This is a genomic window from Providencia sp. NPDC089933 (assembly GCF_049545585.1).
GTDB lineage: Bacteria > Pseudomonadota > Gammaproteobacteria > Enterobacterales > Enterobacteriaceae > Providencia > Providencia huashanensis.
The window spans coordinates 14,447-35,092 of sequence record NZ_JBMWDT010000007.1 but is presented as its reverse complement, the minus strand read 5'-3'; the positions used below and the strand labels follow the sequence as shown (position 1 = coordinate 35,092).

20 protein-coding genes are annotated in these 20,646 nt (G+C 35.3%); 3 read left to right on the top strand and 17 right to left on the bottom strand.

Annotated elements, in window-relative coordinates; translation table 11 throughout:
* Nucleotides 1-9: 9 nt before the first annotated feature.
* The 12 genes from mtnK to ACPEH5_RS11295 form a co-directional block, all read right to left on the bottom strand.
* Entirely contained in the window at nt 10-1,275 is a 1,266-nt protein-coding gene (gene mtnK / locus ACPEH5_RS11350; protein ID WP_129466538.1) for an S-methyl-5-thioribose kinase, read from the bottom strand.
* A 636-nt stretch (nt 1,276-1,911) separates the two neighbouring features.
* Entirely contained in the window at nt 1,912-2,670 is a 759-nt protein-coding gene (locus ACPEH5_RS11345) for a hypothetical protein (RefSeq protein WP_206227294.1), read from the bottom strand.
* Between the two features lie 39 nt (nt 2,671-2,709).
* On the bottom strand, nt 2,710-3,222 hold the full coding sequence (locus ACPEH5_RS11340) for a fimbrial protein (RefSeq protein ID WP_166685012.1): 513 nt from the start codon (nt 3,220-3,222) through the stop codon (nt 2,710-2,712).
* A 63-nt stretch (nt 3,223-3,285) separates the two neighbouring features.
* Nucleotides 3,286-3,813 carry a fimbrial protein gene (locus tag ACPEH5_RS11335; RefSeq protein WP_210788779.1) on the bottom strand — a complete coding sequence of 176 codons (528 nt, stop codon included), beginning with the start codon at nt 3,811-3,813 and terminating at the stop codon, nt 3,286-3,288.
* 125 nt (nt 3,814-3,938) lie between these two features.
* On the bottom strand, nt 3,939-4,373 hold the full coding sequence (locus tag ACPEH5_RS11330) for a fimbrial protein (RefSeq protein WP_281110718.1): 435 nt from the start codon (nt 4,371-4,373) through the stop codon (nt 3,939-3,941).
* A 41-nt stretch (nt 4,374-4,414) separates the two neighbouring features.
* Nucleotides 4,415-4,933: a fimbrial protein gene (locus ACPEH5_RS11325; protein WP_166685014.1), complete on the bottom strand. Its 519-nt coding sequence runs from the start codon at nt 4,931-4,933 to the stop codon at nt 4,415-4,417.
* A gap of 17 nt (nt 4,934-4,950) precedes the next feature.
* Complete coding sequence (locus ACPEH5_RS11320) at nt 4,951-5,550, bottom strand: fimbrial protein (protein WP_281110717.1); 600 nt, start codon at nt 5,548-5,550, stop codon at nt 4,951-4,953.
* 25 nt (nt 5,551-5,575) lie between these two features.
* The gene (locus ACPEH5_RS11315; protein ID WP_281110716.1) at nt 5,576-6,316 is read right to left on the bottom strand and encodes a fimbria/pilus periplasmic chaperone; all 741 of its coding nucleotides are present in this window, start codon (nt 6,314-6,316) and stop codon (nt 5,576-5,578) included.
* A gap of 40 nt (nt 6,317-6,356) precedes the next feature.
* The gene (locus tag ACPEH5_RS11310) at nt 6,357-8,864 is read right to left on the bottom strand and encodes a fimbria/pilus outer membrane usher protein (RefSeq protein ID WP_281110715.1); all 2,508 of its coding nucleotides are present in this window, start codon (nt 8,862-8,864) and stop codon (nt 6,357-6,359) included.
* 40 nt (nt 8,865-8,904) lie between these two features.
* A complete protein-coding gene (locus ACPEH5_RS11305) occupies nt 8,905-9,372 on the bottom strand; it encodes a fimbrial protein (RefSeq protein ID WP_166686566.1) in 468 nt (155 codons plus the stop codon).
* 132 nt (nt 9,373-9,504) lie between these two features.
* The gene (locus tag ACPEH5_RS11300; RefSeq protein WP_042845650.1) at nt 9,505-10,074 is read right to left on the bottom strand and encodes a fimbrial protein; all 570 of its coding nucleotides are present in this window, start codon (nt 10,072-10,074) and stop codon (nt 9,505-9,507) included.
* A 143-nt stretch (nt 10,075-10,217) separates the two neighbouring features.
* Nucleotides 10,218-10,508, bottom strand: coding sequence for a helix-turn-helix domain-containing protein (locus ACPEH5_RS11295; protein WP_048605919.1), 291 nt, complete (start codon nt 10,506-10,508; stop codon nt 10,218-10,220).
* A gap of 1,166 nt (nt 10,509-11,674) precedes the next feature.
* Between ACPEH5_RS11295 and ACPEH5_RS11290 the strand changes: the two genes are divergently transcribed.
* The gene (locus tag ACPEH5_RS11290) at nt 11,675-12,496 is read left to right on the top strand and encodes a winged helix-turn-helix domain-containing protein (protein WP_129466555.1); all 822 of its coding nucleotides are present in this window, start codon (nt 11,675-11,677) and stop codon (nt 12,494-12,496) included.
* A gap of 7 nt (nt 12,497-12,503) precedes the next feature.
* Nucleotides 12,504-12,998: a FidL-like protein gene (locus tag ACPEH5_RS11285; protein WP_042845652.1), complete on the top strand. Its 495-nt coding sequence runs from the start codon at nt 12,504-12,506 to the stop codon at nt 12,996-12,998.
* Between the two features lie 633 nt (nt 12,999-13,631).
* Here ACPEH5_RS11285 and ACPEH5_RS11280 read toward each other — a convergent pair.
* Nucleotides 13,632-14,513, bottom strand: a complete 882-nt coding sequence (locus tag ACPEH5_RS11280; protein WP_281110714.1) for a toll/interleukin-1 receptor domain-containing protein — start codon at nt 14,511-14,513, stop codon at nt 13,632-13,634.
* 479 nt (nt 14,514-14,992) lie between these two features.
* Here ACPEH5_RS11280 and ACPEH5_RS11275 point away from each other — a divergent pair, with 479 nt between their 5' ends.
* Nucleotides 14,993-16,321, top strand: coding sequence for a DUF726 domain-containing protein (locus tag ACPEH5_RS11275; RefSeq protein ID WP_281110713.1), 1,329 nt, complete (start codon nt 14,993-14,995; stop codon nt 16,319-16,321).
* Nucleotides 16,322-16,463: 142 nt separating this feature from the next.
* Here the strand turns inward: ACPEH5_RS11275 and ACPEH5_RS11270 are convergent, their stop codons facing one another.
* The 4 genes from ACPEH5_RS11270 to ACPEH5_RS11255 all read right to left on the bottom strand — a co-directional run bounded on the left by ACPEH5_RS11270 (nt 16,464) and on the right by ACPEH5_RS11255 (nt 19,992).
* The gene (locus ACPEH5_RS11270) at nt 16,464-17,300 is read right to left on the bottom strand and encodes a DUF932 domain-containing protein (RefSeq protein ID WP_281110712.1); all 837 of its coding nucleotides are present in this window, start codon (nt 17,298-17,300) and stop codon (nt 16,464-16,466) included.
* Nucleotides 17,301-17,390: 90 nt separating this feature from the next.
* Nucleotides 17,391-17,819 carry an antirestriction protein gene (locus ACPEH5_RS11265; RefSeq protein ID WP_281110711.1) on the bottom strand — a complete coding sequence of 143 codons (429 nt, stop codon included), beginning with the start codon at nt 17,817-17,819 and terminating at the stop codon, nt 17,391-17,393.
* Between the two features lie 68 nt (nt 17,820-17,887).
* Complete coding sequence (locus ACPEH5_RS11260; RefSeq protein ID WP_281110710.1) at nt 17,888-18,775, bottom strand: GTPase family protein; 888 nt, start codon at nt 18,773-18,775, stop codon at nt 17,888-17,890.
* 62 nt (nt 18,776-18,837) lie between these two features.
* A complete protein-coding gene (locus tag ACPEH5_RS11255) occupies nt 18,838-19,992 on the bottom strand; it encodes a hypothetical protein (protein ID WP_281110709.1) in 1,155 nt (384 codons plus the stop codon).
* Nucleotides 19,993-20,646: the final 654 nt, after the last annotated feature.

The window sequence follows — 20,646 nt, the reverse complement described above, 5'->3', positions numbered from 1 at the left end:
GAATTCCTCTTACTGTTTTTTAGCTAATTGGATAACTGAAGCCATCTCTTTATAAAGACTGGCATTGACAATAAGCTCGCGAGCCATGGTAAGTGCGCGTTTTTCGCATTCAGCACGAAGAGCAATGTCTTTAATTTGTTTAAACTCTGCCACCCCTGCGAATCCAATTATGCGGCGGTTCATTTCCATTCCCGCATTGACTAAGGAATCTTCAAGTAGTGTGGCAAAGAATTGGTCTTGGGCTTCCTGTAAAGCTTGGCGGCCGAGTTCATGTTGATAGAGTTCTGAAGGCCACGCGTCCCCTTGTGTTTTTGTATTCCATAATTGGCGGAATTCTCGAACAAAAACAGACCAAGTTGAATCGACTTGGTCAAGTAACCAGTTTTGATATTCAACACGACTTGATGGATTTTCATCCCATGCTGGTCTAGAAAAGAAAGCCATCAGTAAATTGCCAATATAGTTACCAATATCAAACGCCATTGGTCCCATAAATCCAAATTCAGGGTCGATAACTTTTGTATCACTCTCGGTGACCATTACTGAGCCTAAATGCAAGTCACCATGTAACAATGATTGTGCTTCAGTCATAAATTTATATTTATAACGCATGGCAACTTGGATCATTTCTTTATCTTGCCACATCTTTTCTACTGCTTGGTCTAGCTCAGGGGATAGCCAATTATTACGTTCGGCATTGAAATATGGCTCAGTGAAGATCAGGTCTTCAGTAATTTTACAAAGCTCATGATTCAGAGAGAATTGAGCGGTCAGCGCTTTTTTCTGATCGGCTTTCATACCGATATCTGAGGTATAAAAAAGAGTTTTGGCAATAAATGTCCCAATATCTTCAGCAAGTTTTGGGAATTTTTTACCTGCCATCACTTCTTTACGCAGGATGATATGAGGTGAAAGGTACTCCATCGCAAACAGTGCCATTTCTTGGTCATAAAAATAGACTTCAGGAACTAATTCATGGCCTGCACAGCGAGCTTCTTGAGATAAAATATTGTATTCAAAACCTGCTCGAGTCAGGGACAATGGCCAGCTTTCCCCTCCAGCCCTGACCCATGGTAGTGCCTGTTTTACCACAATTGTTTTTTGTGTCCCTTCAACAAGAAACACCATATTCAAATTACCATCACCAACTTCATTTACTTTCCATTGATTAGGCTCTCCACCTAACGCGCATGACGAAGTCAGTTTGGAAGCTAAATAAATTGGTAGTGTTTCACACGTCAGCGGCTTGTAGCCTGCTGGAATTGAGTCCAACATAACAAATCCCCTTACTGTTGTTTAATCGCCTTGTGCTTTACATATGCAAAGTATACATTATCAATTGTAAAAGTTAATGTGATCTATGTTCACTTTCTGAAAGCCAATAAATTGAGATACAGGTAATATTTAGCCTAAAGACGATAAAAACCACCCTGAGCATAATTATCTTATGTTTTATATAAAGTTCATTTGTATAGCTATATAGAGGATAACCCTCACTGCTACAGTGGTTAAATTTTCTCAGTATTGAGCGCTAAATATTTCTTATCTAATTTACGAACGCTTCATTTTTAAGGATAAAACTGAATGTGATTTTAAGGCGGGGTGGTCATGGCTAGGTATATATAGGTTATTAGAGTAAAAAGAGAGGCTTTTAGCTATATTCATTCAGAGTATTTGCTATTTAAATACTCTATTTTTAGTCATTATTTTTATACCCACAAATCTCTCCATATTGAAAATTCATTAGCTACATAAATACACACCAAAATAAATGATTAAGTACTGATATACATCATCCTCCCTAATGAGGGATTTCACATTCCCCCCTCATCAGGAGGGGATCGTAGGTATATTTAGGCAGGGCTGGTTTTGAATTGCATTCAATTTTCTAAATAGTGTTTTTTCTCTAAACTAAACAATATTGAATACAATTACTGTGCTACCTGAATGCTGTCCTGCTGTTGGAGCTGTGCCGCTTAATACCGATTTAATTTTTAAGGCCACTGAATTGGCAACCGAAATACGACTACCGTTTGTGACACTAACACGAGATTTTACACCGCCACCTAAATCAATATCTGGAGATGGGACTTCAATTGAAACTGTTGCGGCTCGATTACAGCTTAGTTGAATAGTTGCTTCTGCTGTATGCCCATTAACTTGCCCAGCATTTAAAGTACCGTGTGTAATATTAGCATCACCATTTACGTTACATTGGACATTAACAGGCGGTACTGGTGTACAAGGGGAACTATAAATTGAAAAAGGCCTCCCTAGTCCTAATGCACCTGAACTTGCAGGGATTGCGCCTATACAAACCTCCCATTGGCTTGGTTGCCAATTCCATTGCCATGTTGCTATTCCTGTTGCACCAAATCGGCGAATAAACATATCATTCGCCATCTTCCAGGTCATTCCTGCTGTAACGGGTATACTTCGACCATTAAAATCAATAACACTTCCATTTTCATAGTATAAAACCACACCATAGCTACATTGAGAACCTGCACAAGGTATTACTGTATTTTCAGCAGGATTATTGCTTCCAGTTGTAAACCACGAAGCGATAACGAATAAGGGTGCTGATTGACCGACGTTTGAAAGCATCGTACGATCAGCGTGAGCGATGCTCGAAAATAAAAAAATAAGAATAAAAATAACTTTTGGCATAATAAATATTACCTTCAATTTTCAATAACCATTTAATTATTATTGGTATTCAACCACCAAAGTGGCGCTTGCAGTAAACGTGCCGCCAGTCAATGTGCTATGGCTCATTGTAAAAGGCGCGGCTGTCAACTTGGGTCTTAAGCTGTAATTAAAATTAGCCCAGCCATTTAAATTTAATATATTATTTCCAAATCGGAATATAATTGATAAATTATCTCTACTTGTCCCTAACATTGTGGAATATATGCCATCACTCCCAACTATTCGTAGCTTTAATGCAGGGTTATTTGCACCATCAGAACAATTTAAATTAAAAGGAATTTCCCTTTGATATTCTAAACCATTAATTTTAGGTACAGAAATATCACCAAAATCAATAGTAATAGGTTGATTTGGATTTATCGATGATGTGATATCACAAGTCTGCTGTAAAACAATCACACTAACATTCGTATTAAATATTGCAGCATTAACGTTAAAATTAACAAGAAATATAAGTATGGATGTTATACCATTTACAAATCCCCTTTTACATTTTCTAGATTTATTCATTTAAATCACCTATTGGTCTTTCATTAGAATTCAAATACGACATTTTTAAAATTTACTTGTATATTAATTGAAATCCAAGGTGTAATAGAGCATAGCCGTAAACTCACCAGGTATTATTTTTGTTTCATTTTGACTTTCAATTTTAACAAAGGCATTTAATTGAATCGCCATTGTTCCATTTGAAATGGCAATAGGAGATAACACTGAATTCATAGGTATCTTTTTCCCAGAGCTATCCATTAAACCTATGACAACACCTTTCGCTGTACTACTAGGATTTAGCATTAAATAGCCATCCGAAGTTACATTACCAGCAGTACCCTGAACTGATAGTGAAATTGTATTGGCAATAGATACATCACAATCTTGTAAAATAATAGAAAATGGTTTTAGTGATGTTTTTTCATGTAAATAAAGCTGTTTATCAACAATAACACCAAACTCAACTACAGTTGGCGTACCCTCATCTATTGTACAAGGTAATGAAATTAACGTGCCTTCATACTGAACTGTATTATTATTATCTCCAAATGAGGCTGCGCATAGCATCATTAGAAAACCCAAAAATAGGCCAGAGTTTATTTTTTTCATATTAATTTCCTTAGGGGTAATTAATGGAAATTGTTGCTGTTGCTGTAAATTTCCCTTCTATTATCGGTGTAGTAGGCTTGGCTATTTTTACGGGTATAGAATATAGCGGAATCTGTAATTTACCATTATTTGTCATAGTAAGTTTTTTTCTTATCATTCGGTGCAATAACGGTACTATCTGTTGCGTTATATAAACGAATCCCTATACCAGCTCGGGAAGTTTCTAATGCTTTTTCATCAAATAATACTGGGTTCCCCATATAATTTAGCTCTAAAGACACGTTACTGCCTAAATTAGCTCCACAGTCAATATTTAAAGACCAATTTTTTTGGAACCGTTTACCATCAATACGTTGAATCGCTATCTTACTAAATTGAATATTAACTGGTTTATTGATGCCTTCTGTTCCATAAATATCGCATGGAGGTGTATCAATAAGATTTCCTTTAAATGATAAGCTCGTAGAGTTATTAGAAAAAACATTAGGGCTATTTAATATTAAAAATATAAATAAGAAATAGTTTATCATCTTAGCGAAAATGTTAACTGTTTTTATCATAGGGAAACCTTTATAGATACACTGAATAATAAATTTTAATCTTATTCATACTCCGCTAAAAGCGTTGCAGTTGCAGTAAAACTACCCGCTGTAATATTAGCTGCTTTAGCATTAATTACTGGATTAGCATAGATAGGGTCTCGACGGCTATTTGGAAACTTTATAGGGTCAAGATTTACACGAATTGTAGATAAATTTGTAGATCCACTATAAAATGAAATACCTAAATTTGTATTGCTCGTTGTAAGTAAATTTGTATTAAAACTAGCAGCAGTCCCCTTTATACTTAATGAAAGCCCTGTATTATTTGGCGCATCACAAGTCAATTTATATTTAATCTCCTGCATATAATTCATTCCAGTTATATTTCTAATAACCATATCTTGAAAGTCAATAGTAATTTCATTACCATTTAACCCTGTAATTTCACAAGGTGGGTTTTGAATTAAGTTTCCTTTGAAATTAATCCTTACAGAATTCGCTGCTAATGCAGATGGAATTTGTATACTCAAAATAGATACTAGTGTCGAAATTATTAAAATACTTATACTCTCTTTCATATGAATTTTACTCAGAGTTAATCATAATTTAATTGGAAGCTAATAACCGATGAAAATTTACCTGGCGTCATATTCATCGAGGTTCTAACAGGAATCACACTGTAAGTTAAAATACTTTGCCCTTGTGGAACTAATTTAGGTTTTGTATATTCCCCTAGAGTAATAGTATTTCCTTGTTTATCTTTCAGTACTAAGCCTAAGCCTTCAATACCTCTAATTGAGATATACTTCGACATATTTTCACTTTTAGTTGTGACGAACCTTATTGAAAACCCAGGTTGGTCATTACTCCATGTCATATTACCAGAGTACGGTTCTAACATGTTAACGGGTGTTGCAAGGCAATCAAGTAGTTCAATATAAAACGGATACTCATTTCCCATAGAATGAATACTGGGAAAATCTGCTGTTTTTAAATCGCTAATTTCAATATCTTGATACATTGAATGCATTGCAATACGACACGGACTTTCTGTTAGTATTCCTTTCACATGCACTTGCCCATGCTGCCCATCAACATCCCAATGATTAATTGGAAATTGATTTTCTGCAAATGTCATTCCGGATATAGAAAATAGTAATAGAACAGGATTCCATTTTTTTTGAAAGACATTCATCTTATATTCCTTTTCTTAAAGAGTATCAGGATTTCTGTTCTTCTACTTGACAGTTCATTTCTTGGCAGCGGAAATGTAATTCAGGTCTACCACCGTAATCATTGATATAAATCAGTACGGGGTTATTACCTAAAACACTTGTACTTACACCTAATTTTTCGCTACCAAATGGTGCGATCATTATTGGAGCAAAATCATTTGGATCGGTTTTTAATCTGTCTGAAAATGCATTTAAAATTGTGACGTAATATGCCGTTGGATTTTTGACAATGACCTCATGTCCTGATTTCTCTAATGTGATTTTTTCTTGCCATGGTTTTTCATCATCTTTTGGAACGATAGCTGCTGGGCGATAAAATAATTTTATTCGCGTTTGTAACGCAATTTGCAATACATTATCTTTATCACTTTTAGGTGGCACTTCGCGCAAGTTAAAATAGAATAGGCTTTCTCTATCTTGTGGTAACTCGTTTATCGTTGGCATTAAATCAATTTTAATTTGGCTAGATTTACTAGGCTCTAAACGTTGAATTGGTGGCAACGCAACTAATGGCTTAGTAATTTTCTCACCAGTTTGGTTTTCTAACCAACCTTGAGCTAAGTAAGGTAGCTCAGGATTATTATTGTTTATATTTAAAGTGACAGATTTTTGATTACCGTCAAAAATAATGCGAGTGCGATCTAAAGAAATACCAGCGAAAGACATGTTTGCCAATAAAATGCTGGATAGCCCTATTAATAAACTGTGGGATAATTTATATTTCATAATTTATATACCTTTACTTTTTCTTTATTTAGACATTAGATTATTGGTGATTTTCTCGAACACAAAGTGCCAATAACCCTCCCGATAAGTCATCCAACTTTTTGGGAAAAACAATTTTACATTCTTGGTTAGAAGATAAATTTACTCGCATTACTTCATCGGCATTAATTCCACTCAAATAGGTATTCCCTTCGTCGCCGACAATACCGGTGTTTTGCCCTTTACTATTTTTAACTTGGGAACCAAAAGCGGGATATGTCCCATCTTCTAACCTGATAACGACCATACCTTTTAATCCTGATAACACATCAAAGTGTCTATAACCAACGGCTCCTTCCGTTAATGTTGCTTGTTGCACTGACTGCTGCGCATCTGCATTATCGGGTAAGTTATTTAAATCAATTTGTATATTATTTCGGTTGTAATTACTCATGTCGCTAATGACTGCTTTACCAAATAAATTCGTTTTAACTGCAATACCTGAGCCACGAATAGGAATATCAGGAACACCATCTGTATCAACCAAGAGCCGAGTTCCCCCTGCAAGGCTAGAACCATGGAATGCCCCACCTTCTGGTGTTATTGTTAATCCGCCATTTGCACTAAACCCAGCGGCACGATACTGATTCATCGCATAGCTAACGTTAGTAGAAAGCCAAGCATCATTTCCTTGATATGAAAAGTACCCACTTGTTGTCGCGCCTTTACGATTGTTTCCGATGTTAAATTGATAATTCATTCTTTCTGTTAATGTATCGAAATAGGATGCATTATTTGAAACATTGTTATGACTTATATCCATCGAATAACCGAGGCTTGCAGAGCTTCCCCAAGGTATAGAGACTGAAAAATAAATGCTATCGTCACTTTTTGAGTCTGTTTGCTGCCTATTTGCGGAAACAGTTGCACTAATATTTTTCCAACTGCCTATATCAAAATATTTTGATAGCATTAAGCTGTAATAATCATTGGCTGGTCGGTCCCAATAGGTTTGGTGGTTATAGTTAAAGTACAAAGAAAGACCACTTTCAATAAAGTTCTTATTAATTGATAACGTATATAATTCTTTGCTAGAGCCATAACGCATACCTGTTACTCGAAAATCTAAAAAATCACTCATATTCATAAAATCTCGTTCTGAAAAACGATAACCAGCAAAGTTAATTTGACTGTTATATTCCTCAAAACGCTTTGAATAATTCAGACGATAAGATTTACCTTTTAACGAACCATCGTTAGGAATATTTGCAATAGACTGCGTGATATCAAATGAAAGCGCGCCAAAAACCAACAGGTCACGACCAATACCAATAGATATTGATTTATAGTCTTGACTACCTAATATTCCACCAAATAATGACCAGCCATTACTGACTCCCCATGAAAATTCTCCCATACCGAAGCTCACGCCTTGACGGTGGCCTTGGTTATCAATAGGTTTTCCCGTTGCAAATTTATATTGAACCTGACCTGGCCGTGTTAAAAAGGGCAAACTGGCGGTATCAACATCAAATGTTTGTGTGCTCCCATCTTGCTCAGCAACTGTAACATTCATTTTTCCTGTAATTGCATCACTGAGGTTTTGAATACGAAATGGGCCTTGAGCAACCTGTGTTTCATAAATCACTCTTCCTTGCTGACGTATAGTAATTGTGGCATTTGTCTTTGCTGTTCCAACTATTTCTGGTGCATAACCACGTAAGTTAGGCGGCAGCATGTTCAAATCAGATTGCAATCCAAGCCCAATAAACTTAAATGCATCAAATACACCTGAATTTAAAAAATCCTCACCTAGAGTTAATTTTGCTTGCAAAGCGGCTATCGCTCGATAAGCATAGATACGATTCCAATCAAAATTATGTTGAGTTGTTTTTTGTTCTCCAGTTGTACGATTGATTTGAGATTGCCATTCACCACGGAATCTCCATGCCCCTAAATTAACACCCGCTACACCATTTCCACTTAAAGATGATGATGTTTGATCTTGTTCAAGCGAATCGTTAATTGCTCCATTTATATTGTAGTCAAATAATAAAGCCGAAATACCATGATCCCAACGACTAGGAGGGTCCCAGTTTTCATAAATTTGTTCTAAATAGGCCTGAGGGACATTAATATTAAGTGAAGAGGTAGATAGATCCCCTTCAACAGACATCCCATCTAAACTATTTAAATTTAAGCATTGGCCACCCTGTTCCCATAATGCTTTATTTAAGGCTTCTTTTGTTAACCCTAATCTTTCGACAATATCTGGGGAAAGGCAAGCCACACTACCTGAATCTGAAGTTTCACTTTCATTAAATATAACTGACATTTCAGATAATGAATGACCATTAATATTAATTTTCAAGTTATACGTACCAGGCATAATAAATCCAATACGATTAAATTGTTCTAAATCAATATTGTTTCTATCTTCTACATCTAATACATCAGTATTAAATTCAATTACCCTAGCAAATGTGGTAGTCAGCATACTGCTATAGAGCATTGATATGATCAAGCCTTTTAATATATATTGTCGTATTTTATTTTGCTTAATAGGCATATTAATTTCCTGACTACCCAAAAATAAATTTCAAATATCTTCAGTGATAATCAACTTTAAATTTTATTGTTGTTCTATATCCACCTGACTTTAGAGATAAACCATTTCTCATAAGCTTCACACCATATTTTAAGTTTGATTCCCCAGGTATTATTGAGTGTTCTTTAAGAGGAATACTGGGATATATTAAATTTCCTTTTTCATCTTCTAGAGACAATGATATTCCTTTTGCGTGACCAAATAATTCGAACAAATTATTTTTGGCTGGTCCATCGAATGTTAATGTGAAATAATTCCAATGCTTTCCTGATAACGTTTCTAAATGGCAACCAATTAATTTAATTGAAAAATACTTTATTGGACTATGACCATATTGATTTATAAGACTCATTGGAATTACACCCATATCTATTGATTGGTCATAAGAGTCCATTGAAATAGCACATGCTGTTTCTAAAATGCTTCCTTGCATATTTACCTTACCAATAATAGTATTGTTATCAGCCAAAGAGTTATTGGCTCCTATAATTAATAAAATTAGGAAGCCCGTGATTTTCCTGATAACAATCATTGGTGGTATGTCCTTTATTTAGTATTTAGTGTTTTCCTAGTAGGTCAGCACTTAATATTTTGCAGAAACTTAGTTATAAGAAAGAACAAAGTTTGTAGTTGCTTCAAATTTGCCTGGGTTAACTTGTGCACCTGAAACACCTTGCAAAGCAGCTTGGAATCTTAGTGAATTATCGCCTGCAACAAAGTTTTGGGTTGTAGAGCTATTCAGGTCAATTTTATTTCCTGAAACTGTCATTAATTTAACACCAGCACCTTGTCCATCACCAGTAATTTGAATTAAACCAGTATTATTACCAGAATTAACCCATTCAGTACCGGTGAATTTTACATTAACAGTATTATTGTAAGTTAATTCGACTTCTTCACCATCTTCATTTGTACCTTTATATTTTGCATTTAAAGTACAACCTTCCAGTTTAATTGCGAATGGTTGAGCTGAAGACATACCACCTGATTCAAGTGTTGTATTAGAAATTTGTCCTAATGGTACTTCTTGGTTTTCATCACCCGGTGCAATTGAACATGGCGCTGTAATAATTGAACCACTGAAATGAACTTTACCAGTACCTGCATCAACTGCTAATGCTGACGCACTCATTGCACCAAAAACCATTGTTGCGATAACTAACTTTTTCATATATTTACCTATATAAATTAAAATAAATTAATAACCGAATGATTATTAACATTGACACTAAGCTCATACCTATTTATAGGCATGAGTAAAACCCTTAATTACTCTAATTAAGGAAATCAGTTTTAAAATTTAAAATTAGACAATTAAATTTTGTTCGAAAAATTATTTGCAATAACGTAGTAATAATAATCAGACCAATCCTTGCCAAGTGCATGCAAATAGTTATTTAGCATATCGATCGATATATTACACAACCCATTCTCATAACGAGAAACTTGCTGTTGACTCAGGTATAATAATTTTCCAACTTCAGTACCAGACAAACATTTTTCTATTCTAGCTGATTTTAAAAACTTACCTGTTTCTTTTGTAATATCTAATCCATTGATATATTTAACTTCACTTTTTATCTTATCTACATTTTCTACAAACATAGCCAAGTCTCCTAAAAATATATTTTAATCAATAATCGATTAGCTTAAAACCATAGCCAGATTCTAAATAATAAATTCTAATATAATAATAAGTCATTTAACGGAGGAGTATTTTTTAACTCAACTCATTTGATGTCGCTTACTATAGATTTATCCAATATTGGAGTAAAAGTGTTTTAAGCAATGAAAAGCGAGCTTTTAGATAGGTATGACCTATTGAAAAATATAAAAATATAAAAATATATATTATAACCTATTAAAATTAATTATAAGTTATTATAATCTTATATATCAATAGGTTGAAGAAATTTAGTTAATCACGTTATAAATTATGTTTTCGTTAACATTGTCAGATTTAATATTTAGTACTCATATCTTCACCTATCATACTTGCAATTTGTTACAGTTATTCAATAAAAGATATATGATAACTTTATTAAAATAACTTATATAGATAGTCAAAATATGACAATTACACTATAGAATAAATATTACCTTTAGTTTTAGTTGATAAAATAGATATTTGTTTTAAGACTACCTACAAAGAAACTGAAGGGGTAAATAAGACTTTTGCTTTTCTGTCATATTAGTACCGTAGCTAAATTTTAAAGCCTAACAAAGCTCATCTATAAAGGTGATTTTACTTACTCGTTCTTTCTGTCTAAAGAAAACAAGGAAATGAAATAAATGAATCATTTCAACAGAAATGTTGGAATGTAGAGGGGATTATTTAGTGTAACTCAAAGTAGATACAAACACGGAAAACAGGTAACCCATTGTTTATTAAACTTTAATTATCCCCAGAGTAGGATCATATGACTATAGTATTCTAGGTGTAAAAAAGTACTTCTTATAAATCGAATTAAAAAACCAAACTTTATTAAAACTTAAAACTATAAGTCTAAAAAATTTATTTTTTTAGACTAAACAGCTAGCTCACCTCTTTGAAAACCTTCCTTTCTAACTGACATCACTCCATTCTCGTGTAATAATTTGGTTGTTATTCATATTAATTGTTAAATCAATCATTCATGCTTTAGATTAAGAAAACCACAAATCAATGTGTTGTAAAATCGTGAGGTAGTGCTTAATATAATTAACAGACTGACTGTAAGTGAAATTTATAAACTTAAAAATCATTTTTAACAGAGTAAAAATTATAAACAATGATATATATATTGAACAATTGTATAGAATATGATTCTGAAACTGGTGAGATAATTCAGCTAGGCTCAAACAGCGAAGTGGCCAAGCTTACACCTATTTTAAATCGTATTTTCAGAGTATTAGTCGAAAATAATAACATGATCATCCCAAGAGAAGAGCTTTTAAAAAAAGTTTGGGATGAGCATGGTTTGACTGCCTCAATTAATACATTAAACCAATATATCAGTGCTCTGCGAAAACTACTTTATCAGCACCTTGAGATAGATAATGCAATTTTAAATATTCCTAAAAAAGGTGTTATTTTATCTTCAGAACTCATTATTACACAACGTAACACCGAGCTTGTTCGCCATAGTGAAGAAAAAGGAGATACAGAAAAACTTGATGGAAGGGATAAACTACCTTTAATTGAGCTTAATACACATAATCAAGTCGCGGTATCTTCCGTTATAGCTAAACCCCGAGTATGTTATACGTTAAAGCGTAATTTCTCATTGAAAATTATACTTGGCTTAAGCGTCATTTTAACACTGGCTTCAATGTATAATTTATTTTTTGGTGCATTAAGCTTTGACAAAGTTAATACGTACCTTGTCAGTACAATAGGGTCATGCCCTGTTTATTCATTTAACAGTAATTTTGACGATAAAAATAATTCAAAAGATATTGATAAACATGTAAAAGAGTTTAATTTACAATGTAATAACAGCGCCATTTTTTATTACTACAGTAACCATAGTAATGCTCAAGTAGAAAAACAAACCCTACTGACTAAGTGCGAAGATAATAAAATATGTATTTCAACTCGAATAAATTGGTAGGTTAAGAATGAGAAAAATTACTATTTTATTGTGTGTCATTGCATTATTGTCAGTTGGCCTATTTTTTTATTCTGTGACTGTAGAGGACAACAAATACTGTAGTGCACAAATTAACTCAAATTTTGAGTCTCCCTTATACCCTAAAGCTGGATATGAAATTGACTTAAGGATCGTCCATCAAAAGGATAATAGCGGTTATATAAAGTTGGTTGGTTCAATTTCCACGGATAAAACCTATTCCGTGAATAGAGTCGTTCACTATACTAACTCGACTATTGATGAAATCGATAATATCAAAACGAAAATTACATTAGTGAGAAAGGCAAAAAATGATAATGTGAGTGATGAAGTATTCAATCACTATTTAAAAGCATTTTCTTTTGGTACAACCAGTTACTCGAAAATTAATCAAATCTCCCCTGGAAGGTATCTCTTTTCCAGTGCATTTGGCCCTTACTTTATTTGTGGGGAACAAAAAGAAAACGAGTTGCCTCCTATCTGATATCAATAAAGCATATTGAGAGAAGATATACGGACTGAAGTGTCATAGTCAATTGGCTACCTGAATAGAGGTGTTATTAGTTCAAGGTGACCTATATGACAATGCAAACTCGACGTAATTTCAGTGCAGAATTTAATTTGAGACTAGTTTTTCCCTTGACCAGAGCTATTCCGTACTCAAAGCTACTAACGCTATAAGTGCTAGTAAATTTACTATGGATAAATGAGTTAACCAGTTAAAGCAAAGTTTATTTCAACAAGGCAATTGCTGGGACAATGCGCCAATCAAACGCGTTTTAGGTGCTTGGGTATGATAATAGGCTATCGAAGCTTTGTTGAAACTCAGCACCAAATCACCCGATACATGATTGGGTATGCAGGTAATCGATCTGAGTTGATCTTAGCGTCAAAAGTAAGGACAAGCCTTGCAAGCACTGGATTTCAGATACAAAAAAGACGTCTATTGATACCTCTTGATGTTCTTATGGTGCGAAGGCCGGACTCGCTTTTAATAGGCAATGCATTGTTTTTATTTGATATATATTTATAAATAAATTTTTGTATACTTAAATGTATACTCAATGAACTTTAATGACTACCCGTATCAAAAGCCTTAGCTCTGATACGGGCTGATTTAACGATAACGCTGTTGGATAGGAGTAAAGAATTTATCCCAAAGGTACTCTGCCATACCTTCGTTTGTAAGGAGTTCATTCTTTCCATATCCCCCCATTAAACTATAAAAACCAAGTGTTTGACCATTATCATTAACACTTAAGCTATCATTAAAACTATTTAGAGTTACACCATCATAGCTGAAACAGATGTCTCCTATTCCGAAATTATGAGAACTCGCACGCCAAATCCCACATTGTCCTGATTTTTGACCGTTAATATACACACTACAGGTAAATGAATTTGCATCTGGCTGATGGAACTCTACCTCTACTTCAGAATGCCGCTTCGTTAGCTCAGTGAGTGTATTTTCAAAGTATTTAGCTACATATTCGAAGCCTTCTCTACGGGCTCTATCTTTATCTAGGTCTGTAAATTTTTTTGGTAAAGAAAGATTACTGGAACGAGGTGTAAATATGGTATCAATAGTCTGAGGATCAGAATGAGCAAAGGAATGAATATTTTTACTCAGTTGTGGTTTTTCCTTTTCCATCTCTGCAATAGCGCGGGAAACTGCACTTACAACCTGTACATACCCCTCATCATGAGTAGCAAACTTGGTAATTGGCTTACCATCGATGGTAGCAGCCATAATGCTTCCAAACGGTAATTCATGCCAAGCACACTCTCTAAGGATCACGGGAATCACTACGGCCTCTCCACAATGGTGGCGTTCTAATGCGTTACGCATTTCTATTTGATAACAGTAATCTGAAGCAATGAAATCACTACTGACAAGCAATAAAATGATATCTGCTTCAGAAAAATATTTATCGATCTGATGCTCAAACTCTTGACCGGGCACTATACGACGATCATGCCATGTAGTTATTTTCCCCATCCGTTTCAAAGGAGATAAATGCTTTCAAGCTCATTCCGTAATAATTCATCAGCATGTGAATAAGAGAATACAAGAGTAGTCATAAACGTGGTCAGCTCCTAAAAAAACACTTGCTGATATTTTGCATTATAACTGCTCAAAAGCAATGCTCAACACTGAGTCAACAAGTTAAAACGAGACTTAGGAAGCAAACAATTCCACTATTTAAATACTGTAGCCTACTAGTAATGCCACTTATATGAACTCGATAATATTTTTTTACAATCAAAAAAATAATGAAATATTCCTAATGATAGAATCAGATAAATTTATTTTATAGGACTTCATTAATGACGATGCTATCGGAACGATATTGTTCTCATTGCTTTAAAAAAAGCAATCAAAAAATCACAGAAAAGAATTACCTAAGAAGAAACGTTTATGTTTGTGAGAATTGTCAGAACTTCACTTTAGAATGTAGAAGCATTGGCTGTCAATGTATGACTAAAGGTGAACTATCAGACCAGAAGAAACAAGAAATTGAGGAGCAACTCAAGAAAGATAACGTTGATAAAAATATTGTTACAAATTTGATTAGCCAATATGCAAGCTGGGATGACGAATTTTGCGCCGAGCACGATGGAACTATTGGCTCATTCGAAAGGCTCAATATTTCAATAGATGAAATAAGTGACTATGACGAAATCATAAAAAGAGACAGTATAAATTTAGTCAAAGTTGGGAAAATATCTGCAACAGCGATAGCTGTCGGAGCAGCAACTGTAGCTACCGCAGGAACGGCATCAGTTGCTGTTGCCTCTGCATTGGGCTCAACTGGAGTATTAGGAGCTGCGGGAACTGGAACGCTAATTTCTACTTTAAGTGGAGCCGCTCTAGCAAATGCTTCACTTGCTGCTATTGGTGGCTCTGTAGCCGGTGGTACGCTAATTATAACTGCATGTGGCGCAGCATTAGGGGGAACTATAGGTGGTGCAATCACGAACAAATATATTAGTGAAGACTCCTCATTTAGAATAAGAAAATTACATGATTCTACTGAAAATAAAGAAACTTTATTTATCAATGGTTTTTTACAGGAAGAAGAAATTAATTTCCCTGACTGGATAGAACAACAAAAGAAAATAAACAAAAATACAAAAATGTACGGTGTCAATTGGTCTTCCTCTACCAATAAGAAATTAGGAAAGACCTTAATGAATCCTTTCGAGAAAGATAAAATCGCAGCTGCAATTTGCAATATTGGAGCAAGAGGAGGAAAAATTGCCGCGGCAAGATTAGCCATGCTAGCGAGTGTCGCCTCCATTGGCTATACCGCATTAGCGAACGATTGGCATGTGTCAATGCACAGAGCAGGAAAAACGGGGGCACTACTCGCTGACATTATTTCACGAACTAATAGTAAAAATTATGACTTTGCAGGACACTCACTTGGCTCTAGAGTGATTTATTACCTTCTTGAATCATTAAAAAGCAATAGTGAACGGCTTAATTCAGATAACATCCACATTGAGAATATATATTTATTGGGTGGTGCTGTCGGTAATGACTCTGCAAGTTGGGAGAATTTAGCTAGCCTTGTAAATGGTAAAATATACAACTGCTACTCTACCAATGATGGTATCTTGAAATGGATGTACCAGACAGCAAATCTAAAATTAAGTAATCCTATTGGCTATAGCCCTATAGAAACCAATTCAACAAAGATCATCAATGTAGATTGTTCCGATATCGTCAACTCTCACTTTGATTGGAAAAAAAATTACTCCACGATCCATCAGCGTATTACGGAAATACACGCAACCGTTTAGATATTTCTACCTTATAGAGTTAAGATAACCATCTGTTATTTAATTATTATCTTAACTCTATAACTATTTATTGTTTAATCACATTTCAGTCTGCAAATAGATAGCAAGCACATCATTTTATGAAAAACGATGTGCTAAGCTTTTATATTCGTTCTCTTCCAGAAAAACACTCATACATCTTTTCTGTCATCACCCACAGTGCCTTATTCAATTTAATATCCCCATCAATGCCATTCACTGAACGCGTGCGAGCGCGTTTACCTTTAGCATTTCTGCCCGATAATCCGCCTTTGATTAAATTCTCCTGCAAGCGTTGGTATACCGTCCACAAATCATCTTTCTTATCTTCCCAGCGACGAGGCTGTAATACTTGTTCCTCGGTAATAGGTTGATGTTCTTCACCAAAACGATACGTCAAAGCCGCATGCGCCAAGGCTTGCTGTGCTGGTGGCGGTAACATAACTGATTGCATTTGTTCACGTTTTTCAGCTACCGCATCAAACGTTTCTAGCACCTCATAAGCCCCTTCAATTACCTTCCCAACGACATCGCCCTTGTGTGGCACACGCACTTCACCAAAGGTATCTCCACACACTAGACCATTTTGGCAGACTGCTCTAAATAACCCCGGTAACATTTGATAACTGCTTGAACCATCATGGCTATTTAAAAGAATGATTTCAGGTACTTGAATACCTGTGATTTGGTCATGGCGTCGAAGTCGTAACATATGCTTAGTGTGCTCTCGACGACTGGAATCACGTACACGAGTCTGGCAGGCAAAGAACGGATAAAACCCTTCTTTTTGTAAGCTATCAAGCAAAGTAATGGTTGGGATGTAAGTGTATCGGCCACTTCTGGATTCATGTTTTTCTTCAGAGAAAACACTCGGTACAGTACGGAATAATTCTTCGATGGTCAGTGGGCGGTCGCGACGAATGCTATTCGCCGCACCAAAGCGAGAAGCTAAACGAGTCATAATGAATTTCCTTTAGATATCAATGTTCAATAGAATGAGTTAATAGCTTGGCGGGTGGGATGAAGCATTAGGGATAGTGGACGAATTCATTCAGTCAATAAGATGAAATATTTCTGCACTTTCAGCATGTTGCATAGCATAGTCACGAAGCTGGTAAAATCGTTCAACCATCACTTCACTTTCGGTTTTAAATGACCAAAGACTGAAAACAATCAAGCAAATAGCGACCCCAGCAGCTTCAGGGCTCATGGTGGCTTCATTCCCATTGTGTGGATTAAACAGGGTTAATTCCTTTTCTGCCAACATAGGGTAGATAAATGCCCCTTGATTGGATAACTGACAAAACTCCCAGAATGCACCTTGATAGTCATCACAAAAGGTATCCATTAAATGAAATATCTGACCTTCTAACTTTATCCATAACGGTACGGTATGAAAATATTGATACCAAAAGTTATCACGACGAGATGAGGGAACCGTTTTGCATGTGATAGGTGAAGCTTGGTGTAATGTAGGCATAATTCAATTCCTGATAGTGGGAACAAAAAACGCGAGCCGAAGCTCGCGTCTGTATAAGGTAAATAAATTTAGAATAACCACCGCCAGAAAGAAACAGCCACCGAAACGAGCCGCTCTCTGACGTGATTCATGACCTGCTTAACGGGCTTTGGGACAGGTAAAACCTCGATCAATTCTTCTATCAAGCCACCGACGGTATGACCAAAGTCTTGTTTAGCTGAAGAAATCACCGTTTCAGAGCAATAGTCTGTTTTCAATTGCCTTGCAATGGCACTACTTGCCTGTGCGGGGAGTGCATTTATTAATATTTCAGCCAATTTATCCAACTGGTAGTTTTCATTAGCTGAAATGATCGCAACAGGATGGATAGGATTAAAGGCTTGTTGCACCTGATTGACTTTTTCCACTAAATGTTGCTGCTGTTTCTCTGATGGCTGTTGCTGGTGGATATCCCACTCTCGGCAAGGCTCTATTTTGTCCGCTTGGTTCAGAACAAAGAGAAATCGTTCAGGGGAGTAATGACAATGCTCGACCAAGTATTGATAGAAGGCTTCATCCGCTGACCATGCTCTATCATCGGCTTTAAGGATCCAAAGAATAAAATCTAACTCCGGTAGCACAGCCTGATAAAGTTGTTGATATTCTTTGTCGTAATCGCGTGATTCCCCCACACCGGGAAAATCAATAAAGGTAATATCACGGCCTGACAATGAAAGCGTATACCGCTGGGCTGAACGGGTACACCCACTCACAGCACTGACACGGCATAAGGTTGATTGGAACAAGGCATTGCACAGACTGGATTTACCGACACCTGTTTTTCCCATTAAACCAATGCTGGGCGAGTAGTGGATAAGTTCAGTGAGTTTGTGTTGTAGTTGGTGTTTTATGGTGGTCGGGAGGGGAGCAAGCACAGCCTCAAACGGTGAGGCTGTAAAGGGTTGGTTCTTGTTCATAATGACTTCCTTTCGTCGGTTAAAGGCTAAATACCTTTGTATTTCAAGGAAGTAATATGTATTTAAGATTTATTAGACTTTTTAGGTATATAACCTTTTTGATAAGTGAATTTTTTACACGTTGGTCCCGTTACAGTCGGGATTTTAGTAAACTGTTTAGCCACTTGTTCAAGGTAGTAAAGATGATAGCGAGGTGAATTTTTAATGTTACAGACAAACTTTTTCCTTTTTTTATCGTCAAAGTGAGGATCTATCTTAATCTTACCCGCTGTCACTTTTTTTATAAGATAATTAGTATGTTTTCTGTACTTTGAGCTTTGTTCTTTAGGGATGAATATGTCAGTATATTCTTTTGAGAAGGGGAGAATTAAATTGCGAATAGCAGCATCAATTTGATACCTTTCTTGACCTTCAGAGTAATAACCTTGTCGGCAAAATTCATCATATTCATTATCCCAGTCAGGGGAAAGTTCGCTATCAAATCTAACGTAGTCTAGCCAAACATTACATTCATTTACTATACACCATTCTCTTGCCATATCACGGATAAAGTAATCTGTAATATCACCAGTGTAATAAAATATAACCTGTAGGAAAGGAATATTCCTTTCACCGAGTAAAACAACATGGGAACATGCCTTGAACACACTATAGGCTTTTCTCTTACCTAGTCTTCTGAGCATTTTATTGAAAGATGAATTTAATGTTTTTACAGCACTAAGTATTATCGTCGTACTAAGCGAAGCCGTTGGTGTATCGCTTAAGTAGATGGAACGCCCCAAAATAATAGCATCATCTAGCCCTAACAGTACAGGCAACATCATTATTGTATCCTTTTTATTCTCTTTTTTGACATGGCAATAATGGGTATACAGTTTGTCATAGCAAGATCGTTTAATTCTTAATTGTTGCTTCACCTGTTTTCGTATGTCGCTGCTCAAAGCTTTAAAAATATAGCGGTCAGAGTTTCCTCCACCAGAGAGTCTATCATTCATTTCCATCAATTCTTCTAATGATTTTGAGATTTTTAATTCCTTCTGAAACTGCTCCTGTAAATTCTGAATAATATATTTTTCCCCTGTTTTATTTGACTTATTAAAGGAGATGAATGAATACCTATCACTCAGTTCTTCCAATGAAAACTCTTGGCGTTTTATCCCCCTCCCTCTGGAATCCAACCCCAAAAAATTTAAATCACTAAAAAGTTCATTTGTCATCAACGCTATCCTTCATCACTATTATTTTGAGCAGTATTTTTTATTGTCTGATTAAAAAGGTATCACATACACAGAAAATATTCATGGGTATAAATATTGATTTTTACGTTTTATAATGTAAATAATGATGGTATTAAAATCTAATTTTCATGGTGTAAAATACATCAAAATTGATATTGGATATTAGAGTGTCATTGAATATTACTAGGTTTCTAATATAGTGCATGAGGTTTTACGCAAGGGTCGATGACTTTTTTAGCATTAAAAAAAGGGACACTTACTTTCATGATATGCTTAGACTTGAGATATGAATTGCAAAGCAATCAGTTCCAGCAAAGAAAATCTTGGATAGGTTAAAAATACTTGATGAGGAAAAATCGTATAAAATGATGGTAAGCAACAACTCAGTTTACCGTATTCAGATAATGAATTGGTAGCTATAAATGAGAATAAAGGCTCGGATTTCAGTCATAAAAACGAAGACATAAAAATACCAATTTTATGAAACGATTAGGTTATTAATATTATTATAAAGAAGCATTAACTCATTAGCATTACTTAATCATATTTTCTTATCAAAATTCTCCATTGAATTATTGCCATAGTAATGAGCATACACGAAGTGAATAATTCAACATTGAACACCCCATCAAC

Bases quoted from the DNA above. Each gene is read 5' to 3' on its own strand.
- ACPEH5_RS11270 (WP_281110712.1), bottom strand. From the start codon at position 17,300: ATGACTCGTTTAGCTTCTCGCTTTGGTGCGGCGAATAGCATTCGTCGC.
- ACPEH5_RS11265 (WP_281110711.1), bottom strand. From the start codon at position 17,819: ATGCCTACATTACACCAAGCTTCACCTATCACATGCAAAACGGTTCCC.
- ACPEH5_RS11280 (WP_281110714.1), bottom strand. From the start codon at position 14,513: ATGGGGAAAATAACTACATGGCATGATCGTCGTATAGTGCCCGGTCAA.
- ACPEH5_RS11310 (WP_281110715.1), bottom strand. From the start codon at position 8,864: ATGCCTATTAAGCAAAATAAAATACGACAATATATATTAAAAGGCTTG.
- mtnK (WP_129466538.1), bottom strand. From the start codon at position 1,275: ATGTTGGACTCAATTCCAGCAGGCTACAAGCCGCTGACGTGTGAAACA.
- ACPEH5_RS11320 (WP_281110717.1), bottom strand. From the start codon at position 5,550: ATGAATGTCTTTCAAAAAAAATGGAATCCTGTTCTATTACTATTTTCT.
- ACPEH5_RS11300 (WP_042845650.1), bottom strand. From the start codon at position 10,074: ATGAAAAAGTTAGTTATCGCAACAATGGTTTTTGGTGCAATGAGTGCG.
- ACPEH5_RS11275 (WP_281110713.1), top strand. From the start codon at position 14,993: ATGACTAAAGGTGAACTATCAGACCAGAAGAAACAAGAAATTGAGGAG.
- ACPEH5_RS11285 (WP_042845652.1), top strand. From the start codon at position 12,504: ATGAGAAAAATTACTATTTTATTGTGTGTCATTGCATTATTGTCAGTT.
- ACPEH5_RS11315 (WP_281110716.1), bottom strand. From the start codon at position 6,316: ATGAAATATAAATTATCCCACAGTTTATTAATAGGGCTATCCAGCATT.
- ACPEH5_RS11345 (WP_206227294.1), bottom strand. From the start codon at position 2,670: ATGCCAAAAGTTATTTTTATTCTTATTTTTTTATTTTCGAGCATCGCT.
- ACPEH5_RS11260 (WP_281110710.1), bottom strand. From the start codon at position 18,775: ATGAACAAGAACCAACCCTTTACAGCCTCACCGTTTGAGGCTGTGCTT.
- ACPEH5_RS11325 (WP_166685014.1), bottom strand. From the start codon at position 4,933: ATGAAAGAGAGTATAAGTATTTTAATAATTTCGACACTAGTATCTATT.
- ACPEH5_RS11295 (WP_048605919.1), bottom strand. From the start codon at position 10,508: ATGTTTGTAGAAAATGTAGATAAGATAAAAAGTGAAGTTAAATATATC.
- ACPEH5_RS11330 (WP_281110718.1), bottom strand. From the start codon at position 4,373: ATGATAAAAACAGTTAACATTTTCGCTAAGATGATAAACTATTTCTTA.
- ACPEH5_RS11290 (WP_129466555.1), top strand. From the start codon at position 11,675: ATGATATATATATTGAACAATTGTATAGAATATGATTCTGAAACTGGT.
- ACPEH5_RS11335 (WP_210788779.1), bottom strand. From the start codon at position 3,813: ATGAAAAAAATAAACTCTGGCCTATTTTTGGGTTTTCTAATGATGCTA.
- ACPEH5_RS11340 (WP_166685012.1), bottom strand. From the start codon at position 3,222: ATGAATAAATCTAGAAAATGTAAAAGGGGATTTGTAAATGGTATAACA.
- ACPEH5_RS11255 (WP_281110709.1), bottom strand. From the start codon at position 19,992: ATGACAAATGAACTTTTTAGTGATTTAAATTTTTTGGGGTTGGATTCC.